We start from the raw sequence: 21,714 nt of genomic DNA, 5'->3' as shown, positions 1-21,714 counted from the left end.
TGCGGATCCACGGACCGATCCAGGCTACGCCACGGCCCCGGCGCCCGGCCGCGGGCCTCCCCGTCCCGCCCCCGCTCAGCGCCGCACCTTCGTCAGCGTCGCGGTCGGTGTGCCCGCGGCCTCCTCGTGGGACCGGTAGCGCAGGGTGCCGTCGTCGGCGAGCGTGAACACCAGCGCCGCCTTCCCGCCGGTGCACTTGCCGGCCGTGCCCTCGCGCTCGGGGTCGGTGCGCTCCTCGATGCGCACCATCCGGGAGGTGGCCGAGGTGAGCCTGCCGACGCCGTAGCACTCGACGCTCACTCCCAGGACCGAGATCGCGTTGGTGCTGCGGACGACGTCCTGCCCCTTCGTCCCCTTGGTGAACGTGACGGTCACGGTGCCGTGCGGCAGGCCGGACCGTTCGGTGGCGGGCCCGGACCAGGTGCCGAGGAACGCCGGCGGGACTTCGTCGCCCTTGCTCGGGGAGGGGGACGCGGTCGCGGCGGGCGGCGGCTCGGCCGCGTCGTTCGCGCCCTGCTTGCCGTCGCCGCCGCGGCCCGGCCACAGGTCGAGGAGGAAGCCGCTGCCGAGGGTGACGGCCGCGAGGGCGCCGGCCACGGTGAGGGCGAGCGTGCAGCTGACCCTGCGGCCCTTGCGGCCGCCGCTCGCCGCGAGGGAGATGCCGCCGCCGTCGGCCGGGCGGGACGTACCGGAGGCAGTGGCGGCCTCGTGATGGACGGCCGGCGCCGGCCTGCCCCACGGTGCCGCGGCCCCGTCCGGCTCGACCGGCGGGCCGAAGACGCCGAGGGCCGGGCTGGAGAACGCGACCGGGCCGGAGGCGGCCGGGTCCGAGGCCGCGGGTGCGACGGACTCGGCGGGGAAGGACTCCAGGTGCAGCAGGTCCACCGCCGCGCGGCTGATCTCCTCCACCAACGGACCCGGCAGCCAGCCCGCCCCGGTGCCGTCACCGAGTTCTTCCGCGACCTCGGCGGGCGTCGGCCGCGCCGCCGGGTCCTTGGCCAGGCAGGCGCTCACCAGATCCCGTATCCCGCCGTCCAGCGCGCCGAGTTCGGGCTCCTCGTGCACCACCTTGTAGAGCAGCGCGGCCGAGGAGTCGCCGGGGAAGGGGGCCTCACCGGTCGCCGCGTACACCAGGACCGCGCCCAGCGAGAACACGTCGGCCGCCCCCGTGACGCCCTTGCCGAGGATCTGCTCGGGGGACATGTAGCCCGGCGAGCCGACCGAGACGCCGGTGGAGGTGAGCGACGCCGTGCCCTCGGTGGCGCGCGCGATCCCGAAGTCGATCAGCCGCGGGCCCTCCAGGGCGAGCAGCACGTTCGACGGCTTCACGTCCCGGTGCACCAGGTCGAGGGCGTGCACCGCGACCAGCGCCCTGGCGAGCCCGGCACCCAGCACGCGCACCGAGGGCGTCGGCAGCGGGCCGTGGCCGGCGATCGCCCGGGACAGGGCGGGGCCGGCGACGTAACCGGTGGCGACCCAGGGCACGGACGCGTCGGGGTCGGCGTCCAGTACGGGGGCGGTCCACTCCCCGCCGACCCGGCGCGCGGCCCCGACCTCGCGCCGGAACCGCGCCCGGAACTCGTCGTCGAGCGCGAAGTGCGGATGGACGACCTTCACCGCGACCGTACGGCCGCCCGCGCTGCGGCCCAGATAGACGCGGCCCATCCCGCCCGCGCCGAGTCTGCCGAGCAGCCGGTACGCACCGATGACGCGCGGCTCACCCGGATCCAGCGGCTGCATCTCAACTCCCCCGTCAGCCCTGGCGCCAAGGCCCTGGCACAGACCGTCCGGTCAACGGACTGCCAACAGACTAGGGGGTGGGATGTCAGCGGTGGCCGTCGAGCAGCCGCACGTCCACATCGGCGGGGAAGCCGGTGGTCGGCCCCGTCCTTCGCGCGAACTCCCGTACGCCCGCCAGCTGCTCGGGCCCGAAGCGGAAGTCCAGCGTCGTGAAGTAGCGCTCCAGCAGTTCGGCGTCGAAGCTCTCCCAGCGCGCCGCCTGCTCGGCGACCTTGCCGACCTCCTCCAGGGACAGGTCGCGCGAGGCGAGGAACGCCTCGTGCACCTGGTGCACGACGACCGGCTCACGGGCCAGGTAGTCCTTGCGCGCGGCCCAGACGGCGAAGACGAAGGGCAGCCCGGTCCAGTCCTTCCACATCTGCCCGAGGTCGTGGACCCGCAGGCCGAGGCGGGGCGCGTCGTGCAGGGAGGCGCGCAGCGCGGCGTCCCCGATGAGGACGGCGGCGTCCGCCTCCTGCATCATCACGCCGAGGTCCGGCGGGCAGGTGAAGTAGTCGGGCGCCACCCGGTACTGCTCGGCGAGCAGCAGCTGCGCGAGGCGCACGGAGGTACGGGAGGTGGACCCGAGCGCGACGCGCGCCCCGTCCAGCTGCTCCAGCGGCAGCTGGGAGACGATCACGCAGGACATCACGGGGCCGTCGCAGCCGACGGCGAGGTCGGGGAATGCGACGAGGTCGTCGGCATTGCGAAGGAATTCCACGAGGGTGATCGGCGCGATGTCGAGTTCGCCGCGCACCAGACGCTCACTGAGCTTCTCGGGAGTGTCCTTCGTCAGTTCCAGGTCGAGAAGGGTTCCCGTTCTGGCAAGCCCCCAGTAAAGAGGTAGACAGTTCAGGAACTGGATGTGGCCGACGCGCGGCCGGCTGCGACGGATGTCGGTTGCTGTGCTTTCACCGTGACTGTCCACATCGTGAGGCTAGACCCGTGCCCTGCCGAGGCAGGCGCCGGGGCTGCGCGGTGACCTCCGTGCGGCCCGTCCGAACTGCGCTTCGTCAGCGCCCCGGGCCCCCGAATCAAACGTCCGGGTGACGTGATCTTTCCCTCTACCGCTGTGCGCACGCTGCGTGCTAGGCTCAACGCAAGTTGCAGTTTGGTTTCCCTTGCAGTACAGAGCCTGCGGAGCATGTAACCCGCAGGCTTTTGTAGTTTTCAGACTTCTTGCAGGTTCTGGAGCAGGGCAACCCTTTGGCCCATAGGAGGGCTTATGGCTACCGGAACCGTCAAGTGGTTCAACGCTGAAAAGGGCTTCGGCTTCATCGCCCAGGACGGCGGCGGCCCGGATGTCTTCGTCCACTACTCCGCGATCAACGCGACCGGCTTCCGCTCCCTCGAGGAGAACCAGGTCGTGAACTTCGACGTCACCCAGGGCCCCAAGGGCCCGCAGGCGGAGAACGTCACCCCGGCCTAATCGGGCCATGGGTCGGCGATCGCGCACGACTTAGCAGTACCAAGGAGCCCCGTTCCCTGCGGAACGGGGCTCCTGCCCTTTCCGGAGTGCGCACTGCCGCCCGGCCGGCGCTTCGCCCGGCTGTTCGGTTCCCCCGCGCCGTCGCGCGCGGCATGGGGACTCGTCACCCGAACGCACGGACCGCCTTGCCTGCCGTGCGGACCGGACGTCGCATGGAGTCATGTTCGTTCGTACGACGTATGCGACGGGTGATCCGGCCACGCTCGACCAGGCCGTGCAGGCACTGACCACGGAAGGCAGACAGCGACTCGTCGCGGAACCCGGCTTCCGCGGCGCGGGCATGTTCGCGGACCGCGAGCTCGGCAAGCTGGTGACCGGGACGTGGTGGGAGGACGAAGCGGCCATGCGGGCGAGCGCCGACCGCATGGGGCAGGTGCGCGCCCGGGTGCTGTCGTCGTTCGCGACGACCGTGACGGTCGACAACTGGGAGGCCGCGGTCGCAGCCCGCGCGGAGTCGGTCCCCGAGGGCGCCCGCTTCCGGCTGGCCCGGCTGGATTTCGCCCCCTCCGACGCAGACAGCCTGGTCGACGCCTTCGAGAACGGCGTCCTGCCACGGCTGCGGACCATGCCCGGCTTCCTCGGCGGATCGCTCCTCGTCGACCGTGCCGCCGGGCGCGGGGCGGTGGGCACGCTCTACGCCGACAAGGACAGCCTCGCGGCCTCGCGCAGTCCTGTCGCCGCGCTGCGGGGCGAGGCCACGAGCAAGGCGCGGGCGACCCTGCGGTCGCTGGAGGAGTTCGAGGTGGTCATGGTGGAGAGTCCGCCGCCGTCCTGACGCCATGGAACGCCGACCGGACTTCGGCGACGGCGAGCCGTGCCCGGGGACGTCACCGCGGGCTCCAGCGCTCCCCGCGCATGAGCCGATCGAGCCCCGTCCAGGCGAAGTTCATCAGCAGGCCCGCCGCCTCCTTGGCCGAGACCTCACCGGCCTCGTTCGCCCAGCCGGCGAGCGACTCGGCGGCGCCCACCAGCGCCTGGGCGAGGCCGGCCACGTCCCGCTCGGCGAGCTCCGCGTCGCGGTACCCCGCCGGCGGCACGCCCTGCCGGGCCGCGGCCGCGATCAGGCCGGTCACAAAGGCCGCGATGTCCTCGCGCATCCTCGCCACCTCGGCGGCGAACGGCTCGCCGTGCGTACGTGCCTGGTGGTGCAGCACGGCCCAGCCGTCGGGGTTCTCGGCGGTGTGCCGGAAGAACGCCTCCAGGCCGGCCCACATCTGCCGGTCGACCGGGAGACCCGGCTCGACGGCCGCCTGCACGGCCTCCGTCAGGGCTCTGGCCTCCCGCCGGATGCACGCCGTGAAGAGCTCTTCCTTGGAGTTCAGATACAGATAGACGAGCGGCTTGGAGACCCCCGCCAGCTCGGCGATCTCGTCCATCGACGCGGCCCGGTAGCCCCGCTGCCCGAAGGTGTGGACGGCGGCGTCCATCATCTGCTGCTCGCGCACGGCCCGCGGCATCCGCTTGGCCCTGACGCCTTTCACAGCACCCATTGTCGACGTTCCTCCCACCCCGTGCCCTTACCCAGCGGTAAGACTACGACCCGCGGGAAGGACGGACCGAACAGCGGGGAACGGCCAGGAGAAAGATCGTCCGGATGTGATCGGTCCCGCTCCCCGGCGCCGCGCCGCCCCGCGAACGCGGGAGCGCCCCGGATCCGCCGGATCCGGGGCGCTTGGCCTGTGGAGGGGCCGTTACGCGGCGGCCGGGACCGCGACCTCGCGCTCGGCGCCCTGCACCTCGGCCCCGTCGATCGGGGAGGAGGTGGCCGCGTTGTACGCGTCGCGGTCGAGGATGTTCTCGCGGGCGGCGACCAGGACGGGGACCAGCGCCTGGCCGGCCACGTTCGTCGCGGTCCGCATCATGTCGAGGACCGGATCGATCGCCATCAGCAGACCCACGCCCTCCAGCGGGAGGCCGAGCGTGGACAGGGTCAGCGTCAGCATCACGGTCGCGCCGGTCAGACCCGCCGTGGCGGCCGATCCGACGACCGAGACGAACGCGATCAGCACGTACTCCTTGATGCCCAGCTGCACGTCGAAGATCTGCGCGATGAAGATCGCGGCGAGCGCCGGGTAGATCGCGGCGCAGCCGTCCATCTTGGTCGTCGCGCCGAACGGGACGGCGAAGGACGCGTAGTCCTTCGGGACGCCGAGGCGCTCGGTGACCTTCTGGGTGACCGGCATGGTGCCGACCGAGGAGCGGGAGACGAACGCCAGCTGGATGGCGGGCCAGGCGCCCTTGAAGAACTGGACGGGACTGACCTTGGCCACGGTCGCCAGCAGCAGCGGGTACACGCCGAACAGGACCAGGGCGCAGCCGATGTAGACGTCGGCGGTGAAGGTGGCGTACTTGCCGATCAGGTCCCAGCCGTAGTCCGCGATGGCGAAGCCGATGAGGCCGACGGTGCCGATCGGCGCGAGGCGGATGACCCACCACAGGGCCTTCTGCAGCAGCTCCAGCACGGACTCGCTCAGGGCGAGGATCGGCTTGGCCCGGTCGCCGAGCCCCAGCGCGGCGACGCCGGCGACGGCGGCCATGAAGACGATCTGAAGGACGTTCAGCTCGGTGAAGGGCGTGATGACGTCGGTCGGCACGATGCCGGTGAGGAAGTCGATCCAGGAGCCGGCGTGCTCGGGCTTCTGGCCGTCCTTCGGGGTGAGGCCGGTGCCGGCGCCGGGGTTCGTCACCAGGCCGATGGCGAGGCCGATGGCGACCGCGATCAGCGACGTGATCATGAACCAGAGCAGGGTGCGGGTGGCCAGCCGGGCGGCGTTGTTGACCTTCCGCAGATTGGTGATCGAGACCAGGATCGCGAAGAAGACGAGCGGCGCGACCGCCAGCTTCAGCAGCTGGACGAAGATCGAGCCGACCTGGTCGAGCGTGTCCTTCAGCCAGGCGACGTCCTGGCTGCGGGCGAACCAGCCGAGCAGGACGCCGAGCACCAGACCGGCGACGATCTGGGCCCAGAAGGGGATCTTCGGTATGCGGTTACCGGACGCGGACACAGTGGTCGCGGACACGGGCACACTCCACAGGGGCGTAGCGGGGACAGACGGGGAACAGGGATGCGGCGCCCGTGCGCGGATGCGCGGCGCCGCTGTGATGCCGGGTCAGAACTGGCGGCAACAGACCGCGGACATACAGCGGCACAGATCGACATGCAGGCGCGCCACGAGCGGGACGCTCGCGGCGGTGTGATGGCGCACTGCTGTCTTCATGCCGAACACGTTAACACTTGAACTTTGAGAACCTCAAAGCTCCCCTTGGGGACGATCCCCGTCGGCCCAGGGCGCCCGCCCCTACCGCGTGACGCCGTCCTCCTGCGAGCGGTTGGCCTCGAGGCGCGCCTTGGCCCGGTCGACCTTGGTGACGATCTGCTCGGACATGGCGTCGCGCTGCTTGCGCAGGAGCACGAAGCTCAGCGGTGCGGAGAGCACGAGGGCGAGCAGGACCACCCAGGCGAAGTTGGCGTCGCCGAGGCCCTTGGGCAGGGCGCCGACCTGGACGAGACCGGCGACGACGACGAAGCAGCCGACGAAGATCGCGAGCCGCAGCGCGGTGTACCGGATCGCGGCGCTCGACTTTCCTGCGGACACGGCGGGCCTTCTTCCTTGACGACAGAGGTGCCCGTCCAGTGAAGCACGCCCGACAAAAGGGGCGGCCCGCAGGGCTTGCATGAAAGGGGGCGGGAGGGCGGGGCGGCCCCCAGGGCTTGCATGAGGGGTGGTGGCCGGTGGGGGCACCAACCGGCGGTGGCTGGGGGAGGGAGGGCGGATCAGTTGAGCGGCAGGAGCATGATGACGTCGTCGCGGTCGTCGCCGTCCGCGACGCGGATGGCGCCCGGTACGCGGCCGACCTCCTTGTACCCGCAGGCGCTGTAGAACCGGTCGGCGCCGGTGCCGCCCCGGCAGGTGAGGCGTATCGCCTCGATGCCGTCCAGACCCCGGGCGGCCTCCGCGGCGGCGGCCATCAGCTCGCGGCCGCAGCCCTTGCCCTGGTGACGGGGGTGGACCATGACGGTGTAGAGCCAGATCCAGTGGGTCATCAGGCGGTGCGTGTTGAGCGCGAGGAACGCCGTGGCCGCGATCTCGCCGTCCTCGTCGCGCCCGACGAGCAGCCTCATCCGGCCCTCGGCCATGGCCGTCAGGTGCTTGACCCACTCGGGACGTATGTCGTCGACCGTGGCGGGCGGCACGAAGCCGACGGCCCCGCCGGCATTGCTGACGTCGGCCCACAGCTCCAGCACGCCGTCACGCAGAGCCGGCCCACCGGGCGGATCGAGTTCGAAGGTGAGAGCCATGCGCCCCAGCGTAGGAAAGGCCCGGCGGCGGGAACACAGAATTCCAGGGTCCGAGACGGACGGCGCTCCGCCCCCGGGCCGGGGACCGCGGGGGCGGAGTCACTGGGCGTCAGACACGCATCGGCTGCGGGGACTCACGGCGGGAGGCGTCCGGGCCGGGGTACTCGCGGATGATCTCGTAGCGCGTGTTGCGCTCGACCGGGCGGAAGCCGGCGTCGCGGATCAGGTCGAGCAGGTCGTCGCGGGTGAGCTTGTTCGGCGTGCCGTAGTTGTCGGCGTCGTGCGTGATCTTGTACTCGACGACCGAGCCGTCCATGTCGTCCGCGCCGTGCTGGAGGGCGAGTTGGGCGGTCTGCACGCCGTGCATCACCCAGAAGACCTTGACGTGCTGGATGTTGTCGAACAGCAGGCGGGAGACCGCGAAGGTCTTCAGCGCCTCCGCGCCCGTCGCCATGGTCGTGCGCGCCTGCAGCTTGTTGCGGACCTTGCCGTCCTGCATGTCGACGAAGTCGTGCTGGTAGCGAAGGGGGATGAAGACCTGGAAGCCGCCGGTCTCGTCCTGGAGTTCACGCAGCCGCAGGACGTGGTCGACGCGGTGGCGCGGCTCCTCGATGTGCCCGTACAGCATCGTGCACGGGGTCTTGAGGCCCTTCTCGTGCGCCAGGCGGTGGATGCGCGACCAGTCCTCCCAGTGGGTGCGGTGGTCGACGATGTGCTGGCGGACCTCCCAGTCGAAGATCTCCGCGCCGCCGCCGGTCAGCGATTCGAGGCCGGCCTCGATCAGCTCGTCGAGGATCTCGGAGGCGGACAGCCCCGAGATGGTCTCGAAGTGGTGGATCTCGGTGGCGGTGAAGGCCTTCAGCGAGACGTTCGGCAGGGCCTTCTTCAGCTCGCTGAGCGAACGCGGGTAGTACCGCCACGGCAGGTTGGGGTGGAGGCCGTTGACGATGTGCAGCTCGGTGAGGTTCTCGTTCTCCATCGCCTTGGCGAGGCGGACGGCCTCCTCGATGCGCATGGTGTACGCGTCCTTCTCGCCCGGCTTGCGCTGGAACGAGCAGTAGGCGCACGACGCGGTGCACACGTTGGTCATGTTGAGGTGGCGGTTGACGTTGAAGTGGACCACGTCGCCGTTCTTGCGCGTGCGGACCTCGTGGGCGAGACCGCCGAGCCAGGCCAGGTCGTCCGACGCGTAGAGCGCGATGCCGTCCTCACGGGTCAGCCGCTCACCGGCCCGGACCTTCTCCTCCAGCTCGCGCTTGAGTCCCGCGTCCACCTGGCCGCCTCCCATATCTCCACGTAAAACAGGCTCCGCCCACCGTACTCCCCCGCCCTGGCGTCCCTTCACGGGCGGGGCGGTACGGCGGGCGGCGGGTGACTCACGCCTCGTCGGGGAGGTCTCCGACGCGGTTCTCCCACTTGGTGGAGAGGACGATCGTGGTGCGGGTGCGCGAGACGCCGCGGGTGCCGGAGAGCCGGCGGATGGTCTTCTCCAGGCCGTCGACGTCGCTGGCGCGCACCTTGAGCATGTACGAGTCGTCGCCGGCGATGAACCAGCAGTCCTCGATCTCGGCGAGGTCCCGCAGCCGGCGGGCGACGTCCTCGTGGTCGGCGGCGTCCGAGAGCGAGATGCCGATGAGGGCCGTGACGCCGAGGCCGAGCGAGGCCGCGTCCACGGTGGCGCGGTAGCCGGTGATGACCCCCGCCGCCTCCAGGCGGTTGATGCGGTCGGTCACGGAGGGGCCGGAGAGCCCCACGAGCCGGCCGAGCTCGGCGTACGAGGCCCTGCCGTTCTCGCGCAGGGCCTGGATGAGCTGCCTATCCACGGCGTCCATAGACTCAAGCCTTCCATTATTCAGCGATAGCGCAAGTTTACGTGTAGAATCTAAGGCAAGCAGGGCCGACACCCTGCGAATTACTCAAACGATCACAGCTGATCCCACAAGGATCCGGATCCATACAGGAGATGACACTCACCGTGTACACGATCGAGATGGCCTACGCCCACATGCGACAGCTGCAGGAGCTGGCCAACCGCTCGCGTGCCCACCAGCCCTCCGCCGCCCGCCGGGCCGACCGGACCCGCGCACCGCGCCGCGGCAGGAAGAGCTAATCGTCCGCGGAGCCACCACCGAGCTCCCCCTCCCAACGGCGGTACAGCCGATGCGGCACCCCGGCCGCGTCCAGCACCCGCCCGGCGACGAAGTCCACCAGATCCTGGATGTGCGTCGCCCCCGCGTAGAACGCCGGAGAGGCGGGCAGCACCACGGCGCCCGCCTCGTCCAGCGTCACCAGATGCTTGAGCGTCTGCCCGTTCAGCGGGGTCTCCCGCACGGCGACCACCAGCCGGCGCCGCTCCTTGAGCGTCACGCTCGCGGCCCGCTGGAGAAGGTCCTTCGAAAGCCCCAGTGCCACACCCGCCACACAGGCGGTGGACGCGGGCACGATCAGCATTCCCTTGACCGGGTACGACCCCGACGACGGACCGGCGGCCAGGTCCCCCGCGGCCCAGTGGCGCACCCCGGCCACGTCGACGTCGAACGTGTCGGGCTTGCCGTCCGCCCCGCGGGCCAGCCACTGACGCAGGTCGTCCCGCCAGTGCGCGTCCCGGAAGGCGATCCCCGTCTCGTCGAGCAGGGTCAGCCGCGAGGCCCGGCTGACGACGAGGTCCACGCTCTCGCCGGCGGCGAGCAGCGCCCGCAGCACGGCGGCGGCGTACGGCGTGCCGGAGGCACCCGACACCCCCACGACCCACGGCCGACGACTGTTCATCTCCTGCGGCTCCACATGGGTGAGCCTATCCGGCCCCAGGCCCCGGGCCGGTCAGACCGTGAGGCCGCGCACCACCAGGTCCAGCAGCGCGCACACGAACAACGCCATCCCGATGAAACCGTTCACCGTGAAGAACGCCCGGTTCAGACGCGACAGGTCGTGCGGGCGCACGATCGTGTGCTCGTAGAGGAACGCCGCCGCCACGATCACCAGCCCCAGCCACAGGAACACCCCCGCGTCCGTGGCCAGCGCGTACCAGACGAACAGCGCCATCGTCACGACGTGGCAGCCGCGCGCCCCGTACAGCGCCGCCGGGATGCCGAAGCGCGCGGGGACCGACTTCACGCCGTGGGCCCGGTCGGCCTGGACGTCCTGGCACGCGAAGATCAGGTCGAAGCCGCCGATCCACACACCCACCGCGAGACCGAGGATCACCGCCTCCCACGACCACGCGCCGGTGACCGCGATCCACGCGCCGACCGGCCCCATGGCCTGGGCGAGCCCGAGGATGGCGTGCGGGAAGTTCGTGAACCGCTTGCCGTACGGATAGACCACCATCGGCACCACGGCGACGGGCGCGAGCGCCAGGCACAGCGGGTTGAGCAGGGCCGCGGCACCGAGGAAGACGACGACGGCGACGAGCGCGCCCGTCCACGCCGAGCGGACGGACACCGCGCCGGTCACCAGCTCGCGCGAGGCCGTACGCGGGTTACGGGCGTCGATCTCCCGGTCGATGATCCGGTTGCACGCCATCGCGAACGTCCGCAGGCCGACCATCGCGACGGTGACGAGCAGCAGTTCGCCCCAGTGGACGGTGCGGTCGAGCCGGAACATCGCGGTGAGCGAGGCGATGTAGGCGAACGGCAGCGCGAAGACCGAGTGCTCGATCATCACCAGACGCAGGAACGCCCTGGTGCGTCCGGGCTGCGGGACGGCCGCGGCGGCGGAGGTCACAGGCCGTACTCCTTCCAGCGGCGGTCGACCTTCGCCGCCGTCTTCGGGTCCGACACGACCATCTCGGGCCAGCCGCCGTCGCGGGTGTAGCCCTCCTCGGGGAGCTTCCGCGTCGCGTCGATGCCCGCCTTGCCGCCCCAGAACTGCTGGTAGGAGGCGTGGTCGAGATGGTCGACCGGGCCCTCGACGACCGTGAGGTCACGGGCGTAGTCCGTGTTGCCCAGCGCACGCCAGGAGACCTCGTGCAGGTCGTGGACATCGCAGTCCGCGTCGACGACCACGATCAGCTTGGTCAGCGACATCATGTGCGCGCCCCAGATCGCGTGCATGACCTTCTGCGCGTGCTTCGGGTACTTCTTGTCGATCGAGACGATCGCGCAGTTGTGGAAACCGCCCGACTCCGGCAGGTGGTAGTCCACGATGTCCGGCACGATGATCTTGAGGAGCGGGAGGAAGAAGCGCTCGGTGGCACGGCCCAGCGGGCCGTCCTCCGTCGGCGGCCGGCCCACCACGATCGACTGGAGCAGCGGCCGCTTGCGCATCGTCACGCAGTCGATCGTCAGCGCCGGGAACGGCTCCTGCGGCGTGTAGAAGCCGGTGTGGTCGCCGAACGGGCCCTCGGGAAGCATCTTCCCCGGCTCCAGCCAGCCCTCCAGCACGACCTCCGCGTTCGCCGGGACCTGGAGCGGCACGGTCTTGCAGTCGACCATCTCGATCCGCTTGCCCGCGACGAACCCCGCGAACAGGTACTCGTCGATGTCGCCGGGCAGCGGCGCCGTCGACGCGTACGTGACGGCCGGCGGGCAGCCGAAGGCGATCGCGACCGGCAGCCGCTCGCCCCGCCTGGCGGCGACCTGGTAGTGGTTGCGGCTGTCCTTGTGGATCTGCCAGTGCATGCCGATGGTGCGCCGGTCGTGGCGCTGGAGGCGGTACAGACCGAGGTTGCGCACACCGGACTCGGGGTCCTTGGTGTGCGTGAGTCCCAGGTTGAAGAAGGAGCCGCCGTCCTCGGGCCAGGTGAACAGCGCGGGCAGGGCGTCCAGATCGACGTCGTCGCCGGTGAGGACGACCTCCTGCACGGCCGCGTCCTTCACCTTCTTCGGCGGCACGTGCACCATCGAGCCCAGCTTGCCGAACGCCTCTCGCACCCCGACGAACCCGTGCGGCAGCTCGGGCCTGAGCAGTCCGCCGATCTTGTCGCTGATCTCGTCGTAGGACGTCAGTCCCAGCGCCTTGAGCAGCCGGCGGTCGGTGCCGAACACGTTCATCGCCAGCGGCATCGCCGAACCGCGCACGTTCTCGAAGAGCAGGGCGGGGCCGCCGGCCTTGTTGACCCGGTCGACGATCTCCCCGACCTCCAGATACGGGTCGACTTCGGCCTTGATGCGCTTGAGGTCGCCCTCGCGCTCCAGCGCCCGGAGCAAGGAGCGAAGATCGTCGTAAGCCATGGGGCCAAGTATCGGCCACGGGCTACCCTGGGCCCGTCACCGGGGCCGGAGAACACGGCTCCGCCCAAGTCTCCAGGGGGCTGTCCCACATGCTCAGGGCGCTGATGTACATCCTGCCGCTGGCGCTGACGATCTACGCGTTCATCGACTGCCTGAACACGCCCGAGGACGAGGCGAAGCATCTGCCCAAGCTCGCCTGGATCTTCATCATCCTGCTGTTCTGGATCGTCGGGCCGATCGTCTGGTTCGCCGCCGGGAAGATGCGGCACGCCCCGGCGGGTGGCCGCACCCCCTCCGAGTGGCACCGCAACCACCGCATGGACTGGGTCGCTCCCGACGACAACCCCGAGTTCCTGAAGTCCATCAAGGACGAGAACAAGAAGGACGAGTCGCTCCTCAAGGACTGGGAGGCCGACCTGCGCCGCCGTGAGGAGGAGCTCAAGCGCCGCGAGCAGGGCGAGGACAAGGACGGCTGATGGAGCTGCGGCTCCTGGTGACCTTCGAGAAGGTCGCCACCGTCCTCGGCTTCACCCGGGCCGCCGCCGAGCTGAGGTACGCCCGGTCCTGACGCTGCGAACGGGCCCGTGCGCCGGTCCACGGGCCAGTGGCGTCCTGCCGATGGCCCCATCGGCCGTGTCGATGGGGTGGTGCCGGGCCCGCCCGGGAAGAGTCCGGGCATGGACGATGCTCAGGCCCGCAGGTGGCTCGCCACCGCGGTCGCCGAGGCCCGTGCGGGGCTCGCCGAGGGCGGCATCCCGATCGGAGCCGCGCTGTACGGGGCCGACGGCTCGCTGCTGGGGCGCGGCCGCAACCGGCGCGTGCAGGACGGCGATCCGTCGGTGCACGCCGAGACGTCGGCGTTCCGGGCGGCCGGGAGGCAGCGGTCGTACCGGGGCACCACGATGGTGACGACGCTCTCGCCGTGCTGGTACTGCTCCGGGCTGGTGCGGCAGTTCGGGATCTCCCGGGTCGTGATCGGCGAGGCGCGGACCTTCCACGGCGGGCACGACTGGCTGGCGGAGCACGGCGTGGAGATCGTGCTGCTGGACGATCCCGGGTGCGCGGCGATGATGCGGGACTTCGTCGAAGGTCATCCGGCGCTGTGGAGCGAGGACATCGGCGATGCATGAGCCGGTGCCGCCGGAGCCCCGCGACGGCGCGTAACGGACTGAACACGAAAGCGCGTCAATCCCCTCGCCCGCCTGCCCCGCGGGTCATATCATCGTCTTCAACTACTTGTCCCCCGGCGCCACTTGACCGCTCGGGAGTCGTTTTTGAGGGATCAACTCGCCGCGAGGAGCGAACTGCTCGCGCAGCTCACGTCCCATCTCACCGGCACCGAGGTCGCCGGCCGGAAGTTCCGCCCCTCCTGCAAGGCCCTGCCGCCTCCCGTCGTCGCCGTCGTCGGCGGCCGCGGAATGGGCAAGTCGTACGACTTCGCCTGGCTGCGGGACGTCTGCGGACCGGTCACGCCCACCGCGTACCTGGACTGCGCCGACGACACGCTGCGCACCGGCGCGGCCGAGTCGCCGGAGTCGCGTTCGCTGCTGACGGAGGCGCTGCGGCTGCTCGGCATCGGCTTCACCAGCGCCGGGCCCGCACGGGCGCCGACGCTGCACATGACCCGGCTGTTCGCGGGGCTCGTCGCCGTCGCCTCCGGCACGTGGAACGCCGACCAGGACGAGCGCATCGCCGCCGAACTGCGCCGCCTGGAGCTGATCTCGCCGTCCCGGGGCAACTGGGCGGCGGTCGTGCAGAGCTGGGTGGCCAAGCTGATGGCGGCGTACGCGGCGCTGCCCATGCCGCTGCCGCCGGTGCAGAAGTTCATCGAGGTGTCGGTGGAGGTGCTGCTCCAGGAGCTGTTCCAGCGCGGCAGCCGCAAGGCCGTCGGCTGGTACGCGGCCTATCCGGGCGCGCAGGGCAGCGCCCGCTGGGGGCTGACCCTGCTGGGCAGCCACTTCCGGCTCGGCGGTGACCAGCGGCGGCGGGCCGAGTACTTCCTCGGTCAGGCGCTGCGGGCCGACCTGGAGGAGGCGTACCGGACGGCCGGCGGCTGGCTGCTGCGCACCGGCCGCCCGCTGATGCTGCTCGACAACGCCCACGACGAGCTGGGCGAGCAACTGGTGCGCGACTGCCTCACCCACCGGTCGACCGGCCATCCGGACCGGGTGGTGGTGTACGCGGCGTTCCGGCGCGGCGATCCGCCGGTCCTGCAGGGCGCGCACGGGCTGGCGTCGCTCAGCTCCGCGGTGGGCCTCGCGGGCGGCCGGGGCGACGGGCTGTGCGTGCACCCGATGGTCGTGGTGCCGTATCCGCCGCTGCCGCCGGCCGGTCCCGAGACCTCAGACGGGCTGCTGAGCCACGTCGATCCGGACGCGATGCTGCCGCCCGGACTGCCGCGCGCGCTCTACCGGTTCACGGGCGGACGGCCGCTGGCCATGACCCGGATGACGGACGCGATCGAGGAGCTGCGGACGGCGGCCGACGCCGCCGTGCCGCCCGGCCCGGCGGGGCCGCCCGCGCCGACCGCCCTCGCGACGCTGACGCTGCGTTCGCTGCTGCGGCACCGGCCGGCGACACCGCGGCAGGCGGACACCGGGCCGACGGTCGCCGAGGCGCTGCGGGAGGAGCTCGCCCCCGGGGAGCTGGGCGACCTGCTCACCCGGGTGTCCCCGGCTGCCGACGCGCGCTCCGCCGAGCTGCTGCTCCCGGCGGCGGCCGGCATGACGACGCCGGAGCTGCGCCACGCGCTCGACTCCGACGGATGGCCGCGCTGCGACCGGCACTTCGTAGCCGACCACTGCCTGCGCACCCTGCTCCTGCACCGGCTCTACCACCTGGACACCGACCACTCGTCGTGGCTCGGCATGCACTCGCGGCTCGTGATGCACTACGCGGCGGCCGGACCCGACTCCTGGCAGGCGTACCACCACGAGCTGGCGATCGGCCGGACCGGCGGCGCGGTCGCGTATCTCACCGGCTCGCTCGGCCGCGCGGACACGGCCGCCTGGCTGGACGAACTGCTGCACATCGCGTCCGCGCCCGGCTTCGAGGGGCTGTCGGAGCGGCGGAGGCTGGCGTTCACCGGCGGGCACCGTGAGCCGCAGCGGCGCGTCGAGCGGCTGCTGAACGCCGCCTGGCTGGCGCAGGACTGGCTGGAGCTGCCCGAGGCGCGGCTGGAGGCGGCGGTCCACGGGGCGCTGCACGCCCTGCGGGACGACGTCGCCGACAGCTCCGTACTCACCGACGCCGCCACGCACTGGGCGGAGAGCATCCGGTCGGGCCGTCCGCTGCGGGAGTGCGACTGCTCCCGGCGGGGCCGGGCGAGTGGGGGGATGGACTGATGAACAACCTGACGAAGATCCTCATCGGGGTCGGAGCCGTGACCGCGGTCGTGCTGGGCGTGCTGTTCGGGCCGGGCGTCCTCGATCAGAACCGCTCGTGCGCGAAGGGCGTGGTGAAACCCGAGGGCAGCGACGAATGCATCGGTGTCTCGGCGACCGGCTACGACTTCGGGGTGAAGGAGATACGGGAGGTCGCGCGCGCCATCGCCGTCGAGAACCGGAGCGCGGAGGACTCCGAGCAGTTGACGGTCTCGGTGGCGGTGATGATGCCGTTCAGCTCCAGGGCGCCGGAGCAGCTGACGAAGATGCGCCACGAGCTCCAGGGGGTGTACGTCCAGCAGAAGCTCGCCAACCGGGCCGAGGGCAGGCCGCCGAAGATCCGTGTCCTGCTGGCCAACACCGGCGACCTCGGCCACCACTGGGAGACCGTGGCGAACCAGCTGGTCGCGATGGCGGACGGTCCCGAGCAGCTGCGCGCGGTGACCGGCATCGCGACGAGCAACACCGCGAACAAGCAGGCCGTCGCCCTGCTGGCCCGTCATCACATCCCGATGGTGGGCTCGACGATCACGGCCGACGACATCACCAACGTCCCCGGCCTCGCACGGGTGTCCCCGACCAACAGGGACGAGGCCCGGGCGCTGGTGTCGCACGCCAAGTCCGTCGACCGCAGCGCGCTGCTCGTGTACGACACGAATCCGGACGACCGCTACGCGCAGACGCTGCGCGAGGCGTTCAACGAGCAGCTGCCGGACCAGGTCTACGAGCCGACGCAGTTCACATCGAGCAAGGAGCCGGACAACCCGGGCAATCTCGGCAACGTCTTCAACAGCATCGCCCACTACATCTGCGACACCGACGCCCACACGGTGTTCTTCGCCGGCCGCCACACCCCGCTGCGGATCTTCGTCTCCGAGCTCGGCAAGGCGGGCTGCGCGAGCCGTGGTTTCACCGTTCTGACCGGTGACGAGGCGTCCTACCTGGGCTCGGACGAGAGGCTGGACCGGCAGGCGCTGGCGCTGCGGCCGGGCGAGGACGAGCCGCGGGTGACGCTGAAGTACGCGGCGCTCGCCCACCCGGACTCCTGGGTCGAGGCGCCCGGGCGGTCGCTGCCCGCGACGGGCGGCTCGGCGGCGGCGTACCGGCAACTGGCCGACGCGATCGCCGAGTTGCGCGCCGAGATCGGGCCGAACCAGCTCCAGGACGGGCAGACGATCATCGGGCACGACGCGATGGCGACGGCCGTGCAGGGCATCCGGCGCGCGACCGGCACCTCGGCGAAGGCTCCGGCGCTGGCCGATGTGACGGCGCAGTGGCCGCACCTGACGGGCTCGCTCCGGGTGAACGGCGCCAGCGGCTGGATCTGCCTGGACAACTACGGCAACCCGCGGAACAAGGCGGTGCCGATCGTGCGGCTCGCCGCCGACGGGACGTTGCAGTTCCAGGAGTTCTCCTGGCCGGACCAGAAGCCGCCGCCGGTGGACTGCATCGCCAGGAAGGACTGACCGGCTCCGCGTTCAGGCGGTCGCGTAGGCGTCCCGCAGCTGCTGCCAGCGCTCCGAGGTCCAGGTCGACCAGTCGGTGGTCGGCCTGCCCTCCAGCGCGGCGACCAGCAGCTCGAAGTGGTTGTGCCAGCCGGCCAGGCAGTCGAGCAGCACCTCGTCGTCGCAGCGCAGTTCGTTGGTGAAGCGGAGCACCGTGGCCTCGTCGCCGTGCGGTTCCAGGTGGAAGCGGATGCGGCCGTGCACGGTGACCGTGTACTCGGCGACCCGCTCCACGTCCCACGCCGTGACATGGCCCTCGGCGAAGGTGTGGCGACCCTCCGCGTCCGTGTTGAGCCAGCGCAGCCTGACCGCGCCGCCCACCCGGGGCTCGAGCAGGTCGGCGGCGCAGAGCCAGGTCGGCAGACCCTCGGGAGTGGCGACGGCGGCCCATACCCGGATCACCGGATGCGGCAGGTGCAGCTCGTACCGCAGCAGGTGAGTGCCGTCGTCCCGGGTCTCGACGGTGCCCTGGGGGATCACGTCACTCATGCCTCCAGCGTCCCGCGGGGGCGGCGCGGGCGCTACCTCACGGGCGGCCTCAGACGCCCGCGTACGAGTGCAGGCTGTTCACGAACATGTTCACGCCGTAGTAGTTCCACAGGAAGCACAGGAACGCGACGAGCGCGATGTACGCGGCCCTGCGGCCCTTCCAGCCGGCCGTGGCGCGGGCGTGCAGGTAGGCGGCGTAGGCGACCCAGGTGATGAAGGACCAGACCTCCTTGGCGTCCCAGCCCCAGTAGCGGCCCCACGCGTCGCCGGCCCAGATCGCGCCCGCGATGATCGTGAACGTCCACAGCGGGAAGACGGCCGCGTTGACGCGGTAGGAGAACTTGTCGAGCGAGGCGGCCGAGGGCAGCCGCTCCATGACCGACGTGGCGAACGTGCCGGGCTGCCCGCCGCGGGCGAGCTTGCGCTCGTAGGCGTCGCGGAAGAGGTAGAGCACCGCGCCGACCGCGCCGAGGTAGAAGACGGCACCGCAGAAGATCGCGGTGGAGACGTGGATCCACAGCCAGTACGAGTCGAGGGCCGGCACCAGCTGGTCGCTCTCGGTGTACAGGTACGTCACGGCGAAGCCGAGGTCCAGCAGGACGGTGGTGACCAGCGGCAGGCCGGCCCAGCGGATGTTCTTCCCGGCCAGCAGGAGGGCGAGGTACACGCCGACGGCGACCGTGGAGAACGTCGTGGAGAACTCGTACATGTTGCCCCACGGCGCCCGCTGCACGGACAGGGCACGGGCGACGACACCCGCCGCCGCCAGCAGGAACGCGAGGACGGTGAGCGACACGGCGATGCGGCCGTACAGGTCGCCCTGCTCGGTGCCGCCGTGCGCGCCGGGGCCGTCGGGCACGTCCCGGGCGCCGCTCGCGGCCCGCGTGACGACCTTCGGCCTCTCGAGGACCGCGGTCGCGCCCGCCTTCGTGACCGTGACCGGCGGGGCGGCGGCCTCCTCCGCGGGGGCCGTGAGCGCGGCGGCCGTGCGGGCCACCTTGCTGCGGCTGCCGAAGAGCCACTCGGCGATGTGCGCGAAGAAGGCCAGCGTGTAGACGGCCATCGACGAATAGATCAGGTAGTTGCTGATCTGCGCCAGGTTCTCGTTGGCTGCGGCGGCGGTTGCGGCGGCGAGAGTCACTTCTCAGCCCCTTCGGCAGGAACGGCGGGGATGTCTTCGGGCTGAGGCGCCGTCGGCGCCTCTGAGTGGAGGGTCGCGGCCAGGTCGGCCAGTTCCTCCGGGAGCCTCGCCGACTCGCTGCGGCCGAGGCCCGCCATCTCGACGACCGTCGTACCGTCCTCACCGCGCACGGCCCGTACCCAGACGCGGCGGCGCTGGATGAACAGCGAGGCGGCAAGGCCCGCGATGGCGGCGATCGCGCCGGTCAGCGCCCAGCCGGTGGCGGGCTGACGCGTGATCTGGAAGGTCGCCCACTCCTTGACCTCCTCCTCGAAGGTGATGGAGCCCGCGCCGTCCGGCAGTTTCATGGTCTCGCCGGGGCGCATCCGCTGCTTGAGGATGTCACCGTCGGCGTTCGTGAACTGCTTCATCTTGCGGGTGTCGAGCTGGTACACGTTCTGCGGCAGGCCCGCGTCGACACCGAGGCTGCCGTGGTAGCCGGTGAGCGCCAGCACGGGGTACTCGAGGCCCGGGAACTGCGAGAACATGTCGCCCTTGCCGTCTCCCGCGAACGTCGGCACGAAGAACGCCTGGAAGCCGAGCTGGTCCTTGCGGCCGTCCTTGTCGCGGTAGCCGTCCATCACCTTGATGGCGCCGGTGGAGGTGACGTTGTTGTCGATGGGCAGCAGCGGCACCGCGTCCTGGAAAACAACCTCGCCCTTGCCGTCCCGCACGGTGACGACGGGGGCGTACCCGTGGCCGTTGAGGAAGACCTTGGTGCCGTCCACCTCCAGCGGCTTGTTGACCTCGATGACCTGCTTCTTCTCGGTGCCGCCGGGCCCGGACCAGGTCACGGCGGCCTCGTAGGTGCGCGGCGTGCCGCGCTGGGGGCCGCTCTTCGCGTACGTGCCGGTGAAGCTGTCCAGCGTGAAGCTGAACGGGGACAGGTCGTCGGTGTCGAACAGCGAACCGGACTTGAAGTCGTCGTACTGCGTGAGCGTGTTGGAGAAGCCGCCGCCCTCGACGACCAGCTTGCCGCCCTCGGACTTGAACAGCTGGCCCGCCGCGAACGCCACGAGCATCACGATGAGCGACACGTGGAAGACCAGGTTGCCGGCCTCGCGCAGGTAGCCCTTCTCGGCGGCGACCGCGTCGCCCGCCTCGTGGGCGCGGAAGCGGCGTCCGCGCAGCAGAGCGAGCGCCGCCCGGCGCACCTGCTCCGGCTCGGCCTGCGTGCGCCACGTCGTGTACGCGGGCAGCCGGGTCAGCCGCCGCGGCGCGCCCGGCGGGCGGCCGCGCAGCTGGCCGACGAACTGCCAGGAGCGGGGCACGATGCAGCCGATGAGGGAGACGAACAGCAGGATGTAGATCGCCGAGAACCACACCGAGCTGTAGACGTCGAAGAACTGCAGCTTCTCGTAGAGGGGCCCGAGGACCTCGTGACGGTCCTTGAACGCCTGCACCTTCATCTCGTCCACGCTGCTCTGCGGGACGAGGGAGCCGGGGATGGCGCCGAGCGAGAGCAGGAAGAGCAGGATCAGTGCGACCCGCATGGAGGTCAGCTGCCGCCAGAACCAGCGCGCCCAGCCGATCACGCCGAGGGCGGGGCCGCCGACGGCCTGGTCCGTCGCATTGTCGGTCGGGGCGGTGGACAGCTGTGCGCCGGCCTCGCCGAGTTCGCGTTCGTCGGTGTCGTACGTGCTCATGGACGTTCAGATCCCCACCGTGAAACCGTTGGACCAGCTCTGCATCGACTGGACCATGGTGTCCCAGACACCTGTGAGCAGCAGCAGACCGGTCGCGATCATCATCACGCCGCCGATCCGCATCACCCATGCGTAGTGCTGCTTGACCCAGGCGAACGCACCGAGCGCCTTGCGGAACGCCACCGCCGCGAGGACGAACGGCAGGCCGAGGCCGAGGCAGTACGCGACGGTCAGCAGCGCCCCGCGGCCGGCGCTGGCCTCGCTCGCGGCGAGCGCCGTCACTGCGGACAACGTCGGTCCGATGCACGGCGTCCAGCCGATCCCGAACAGCGCGCCGAGCAGCGGCGCGCCCAGCAGGCCCGACACCGGCCGCCTGTGGATGCGGAACTCGCGCTGGGTGAGCCAGGGCATCAGGCCCATGAAGAAGACACCCAGCAGGATCATCAGCGCGCCGAGGACCTTGGACAGGATCTCCCGGTGCCCCTGGAGGGTGGAGCCGAAGTAGCCGAAGAGCGCCCCGCCGGACACGAACACGGCGGTGAAGCCGACGACGAACAGGGAGGCGCCGGCGACCATCCGGCCGCGCTTCGCCTCGGCGAGGTCGGTGCCCGTGACCCCGGTGACGTACGAGAGATAGCCGGGGACGAGCGGCAGCACGCACGGCGAGAAGAAGGACACCAGGCCGGCGAGCACGGCGATGGGCAGAGCGAGAAGCAGGGCGCCGCCGAAGACCGTGTCGTACACGTCCGGTGCCGCGGCAAGGAACGTCACG

General features: G+C 71.1%; 22 protein-coding genes. 7 read left to right on the top strand and 15 right to left on the bottom strand.

The features are described 5' to 3' along the window. Nucleotides 1-75: 75 nt before the first annotated feature. On the bottom strand, nucleotides 76-1,740 hold the full coding sequence (locus HW130_RS06750) for a serine/threonine-protein kinase (protein ID WP_177148510.1): 1,665 nt from the start codon (nucleotides 1,738-1,740) through the stop codon (nucleotides 76-78). Between the two features lie 85 nt (nucleotides 1,741-1,825). After that, nucleotides 1,826-2,707, bottom strand: a complete 882-nt coding sequence (locus HW130_RS06745) for a menaquinone biosynthetic enzyme MqnA/MqnD family protein (protein ID WP_177148509.1) — start codon at nucleotides 2,705-2,707, stop codon at nucleotides 1,826-1,828. Between the two features lie 297 nt (nucleotides 2,708-3,004). On the opposite strand from HW130_RS06745, the gene HW130_RS06740 reads away from it, so the two are divergent. Both HW130_RS06740 and HW130_RS06735 read left to right on the top strand, forming a co-directional pair. Next, nucleotides 3,005-3,208, top strand: a complete 204-nt coding sequence (locus HW130_RS06740) for a cold-shock protein (RefSeq protein ID WP_017948713.1) — start codon at nucleotides 3,005-3,007, stop codon at nucleotides 3,206-3,208. A gap of 220 nt (nucleotides 3,209-3,428) precedes the next feature. Then, nucleotides 3,429-4,043 (top strand): hypothetical protein, encoded by a 615-nt coding sequence (locus tag HW130_RS06735; RefSeq protein ID WP_177148508.1) that lies wholly within the window; start codon nucleotides 3,429-3,431, stop codon nucleotides 4,041-4,043. A 52-nt stretch (nucleotides 4,044-4,095) separates the two neighbouring features. Here HW130_RS06735 and HW130_RS06730 read toward each other — a convergent pair whose 3' ends face one another. The 6 genes from HW130_RS06730 to HW130_RS06705 all read right to left on the bottom strand — a co-directional run bounded on the left by HW130_RS06730 (nucleotide 4,096) and on the right by HW130_RS06705 (nucleotide 9,400). Then, a complete protein-coding gene (locus HW130_RS06730; RefSeq protein WP_177148507.1) occupies nucleotides 4,096-4,758 on the bottom strand; it encodes a TetR/AcrR family transcriptional regulator in 663 nt (220 codons plus the stop codon). A gap of 201 nt (nucleotides 4,759-4,959) precedes the next feature. Beyond that, nucleotides 4,960-6,294: a dicarboxylate/amino acid:cation symporter gene (locus HW130_RS06725; RefSeq protein WP_375256511.1), complete on the bottom strand. Its 1,335-nt coding sequence runs from the start codon at nucleotides 6,292-6,294 to the stop codon at nucleotides 4,960-4,962. Between the two features lie 273 nt (nucleotides 6,295-6,567). Beyond that, nucleotides 6,568-6,864, bottom strand: a complete 297-nt coding sequence (locus HW130_RS06720) for a DUF4229 domain-containing protein (protein WP_177148505.1) — start codon at nucleotides 6,862-6,864, stop codon at nucleotides 6,568-6,570. A gap of 179 nt (nucleotides 6,865-7,043) precedes the next feature. Next, nucleotides 7,044-7,568, bottom strand: coding sequence for a GNAT family N-acetyltransferase (locus tag HW130_RS06715; RefSeq protein ID WP_177148504.1), 525 nt, complete (start codon nucleotides 7,566-7,568; stop codon nucleotides 7,044-7,046). A 109-nt stretch (nucleotides 7,569-7,677) separates the two neighbouring features. Beyond that, nucleotides 7,678-8,841: an aminofutalosine synthase MqnE gene (gene mqnE / locus HW130_RS06710; protein ID WP_177148503.1), complete on the bottom strand. Its 1,164-nt coding sequence runs from the start codon at nucleotides 8,839-8,841 to the stop codon at nucleotides 7,678-7,680. 103 nt (nucleotides 8,842-8,944) lie between these two features. Further along, nucleotides 8,945-9,400, bottom strand: a complete 456-nt coding sequence (locus HW130_RS06705) for an Lrp/AsnC family transcriptional regulator (RefSeq protein WP_177148502.1) — start codon at nucleotides 9,398-9,400, stop codon at nucleotides 8,945-8,947. A gap of 131 nt (nucleotides 9,401-9,531) precedes the next feature. Between HW130_RS06705 and HW130_RS06700 the strand changes: the two genes are divergently transcribed. Beyond that, on the top strand, nucleotides 9,532-9,678 hold the full coding sequence (locus HW130_RS06700) for a hypothetical protein (RefSeq protein ID WP_177148501.1): 147 nt from the start codon (nucleotides 9,532-9,534) through the stop codon (nucleotides 9,676-9,678). On the opposite strand, the gene HW130_RS06695 is transcribed toward HW130_RS06700, so the two are convergent. From HW130_RS06695 to HW130_RS06685, 3 genes are read right to left on the bottom strand one after another with little or no spacing between them, the layout of a single operon-like run. Then, nucleotides 9,675-10,337 (bottom strand): UbiX family flavin prenyltransferase, encoded by a 663-nt coding sequence (locus tag HW130_RS06695; RefSeq protein ID WP_177148500.1) that lies wholly within the window; start codon nucleotides 10,335-10,337, stop codon nucleotides 9,675-9,677. The genes HW130_RS06700 and HW130_RS06695 overlap by 4 nt on opposite strands. A gap of 51 nt (nucleotides 10,338-10,388) precedes the next feature. Then, entirely contained in the window at nucleotides 10,389-11,291 is a 903-nt protein-coding gene (mqnP, locus tag HW130_RS06690; RefSeq protein WP_177148499.1) for a menaquinone biosynthesis prenyltransferase MqnP, read from the bottom strand. Continuing rightward, the gene (locus tag HW130_RS06685; RefSeq protein ID WP_177148498.1) at nucleotides 11,288-12,739 is read right to left on the bottom strand and encodes a menaquinone biosynthesis decarboxylase; all 1,452 of its coding nucleotides are present in this window, start codon (nucleotides 12,737-12,739) and stop codon (nucleotides 11,288-11,290) included. The genes mqnP and HW130_RS06685 overlap by 4 nt, the downstream gene beginning before the upstream one ends. Before the next feature lie 89 nt (nucleotides 12,740-12,828). Here HW130_RS06685 and HW130_RS06680 point away from each other — a divergent pair, with 89 nt between their 5' ends. The 4 genes from HW130_RS06680 (at nucleotide 12,829) to HW130_RS06660 (ending at nucleotide 17,588) form a co-directional block, all read left to right on the top strand. Beyond that, the gene (locus tag HW130_RS06680; RefSeq protein WP_177148497.1) at nucleotides 12,829-13,215 is read left to right on the top strand and encodes a PLD nuclease N-terminal domain-containing protein; all 387 of its coding nucleotides are present in this window, start codon (nucleotides 12,829-12,831) and stop codon (nucleotides 13,213-13,215) included. A 201-nt stretch (nucleotides 13,216-13,416) separates the two neighbouring features. Continuing rightward, nucleotides 13,417-13,869, top strand: a complete 453-nt coding sequence (locus tag HW130_RS06670; RefSeq protein WP_177148496.1) for a nucleoside deaminase — start codon at nucleotides 13,417-13,419, stop codon at nucleotides 13,867-13,869. Between the two features lie 144 nt (nucleotides 13,870-14,013). Continuing rightward, on the top strand, nucleotides 14,014-16,083 hold the full coding sequence (locus HW130_RS06665; RefSeq protein ID WP_177148495.1) for a hypothetical protein: 2,070 nt from the start codon (nucleotides 14,014-14,016) through the stop codon (nucleotides 16,081-16,083). Next, nucleotides 16,083-17,588 (top strand): ABC transporter substrate-binding protein, encoded by a 1,506-nt coding sequence (locus tag HW130_RS06660; protein WP_177148494.1) that lies wholly within the window; start codon nucleotides 16,083-16,085, stop codon nucleotides 17,586-17,588. The genes HW130_RS06665 and HW130_RS06660 overlap by 1 nt, the downstream gene beginning before the upstream one ends. A gap of 12 nt (nucleotides 17,589-17,600) precedes the next feature. Here HW130_RS06660 and HW130_RS06655 read toward each other — a convergent pair whose 3' ends face one another. From HW130_RS06655 to HW130_RS06640, 4 genes are read right to left on the bottom strand one after another with little or no spacing between them, the layout of a single operon-like run. Beyond that, complete coding sequence (locus tag HW130_RS06655; protein WP_177148493.1) at nucleotides 17,601-18,116, bottom strand: SRPBCC domain-containing protein; 516 nt, start codon at nucleotides 18,114-18,116, stop codon at nucleotides 17,601-17,603. Between the two features lie 49 nt (nucleotides 18,117-18,165). Next, nucleotides 18,166-19,257, bottom strand: coding sequence for a c-type cytochrome biogenesis protein CcsB (ccsB, locus tag HW130_RS06650; RefSeq protein ID WP_177148492.1), 1,092 nt, complete (start codon nucleotides 19,255-19,257; stop codon nucleotides 18,166-18,168). Further along, nucleotides 19,254-20,942, bottom strand: a complete 1,689-nt coding sequence (locus tag HW130_RS06645) for a cytochrome c biogenesis protein ResB (RefSeq protein WP_177148491.1) — start codon at nucleotides 20,940-20,942, stop codon at nucleotides 19,254-19,256. The genes ccsB and HW130_RS06645 overlap by 4 nt, the downstream gene beginning before the upstream one ends. Before the next feature lie 6 nt (nucleotides 20,943-20,948). Beyond that, nucleotides 20,949-21,713 carry a cytochrome c biogenesis protein CcdA gene (locus HW130_RS06640; protein WP_177148490.1) on the bottom strand — a complete coding sequence of 255 codons (765 nt, stop codon included), beginning with the start codon at nucleotides 21,711-21,713 and terminating at the stop codon, nucleotides 20,949-20,951. Nucleotide 21,714 lies beyond the last annotated feature (1 nt).

Origin of the sequence: Streptomyces sp. PKU-EA00015, assembly GCF_013387495.1 — a bacterium.
Taxonomy (GTDB): domain Bacteria; phylum Actinomycetota; class Actinomycetes; order Streptomycetales; family Streptomycetaceae; genus Streptomyces.
This window is presented reverse-complemented; position numbering and strand designations above follow the sequence as displayed.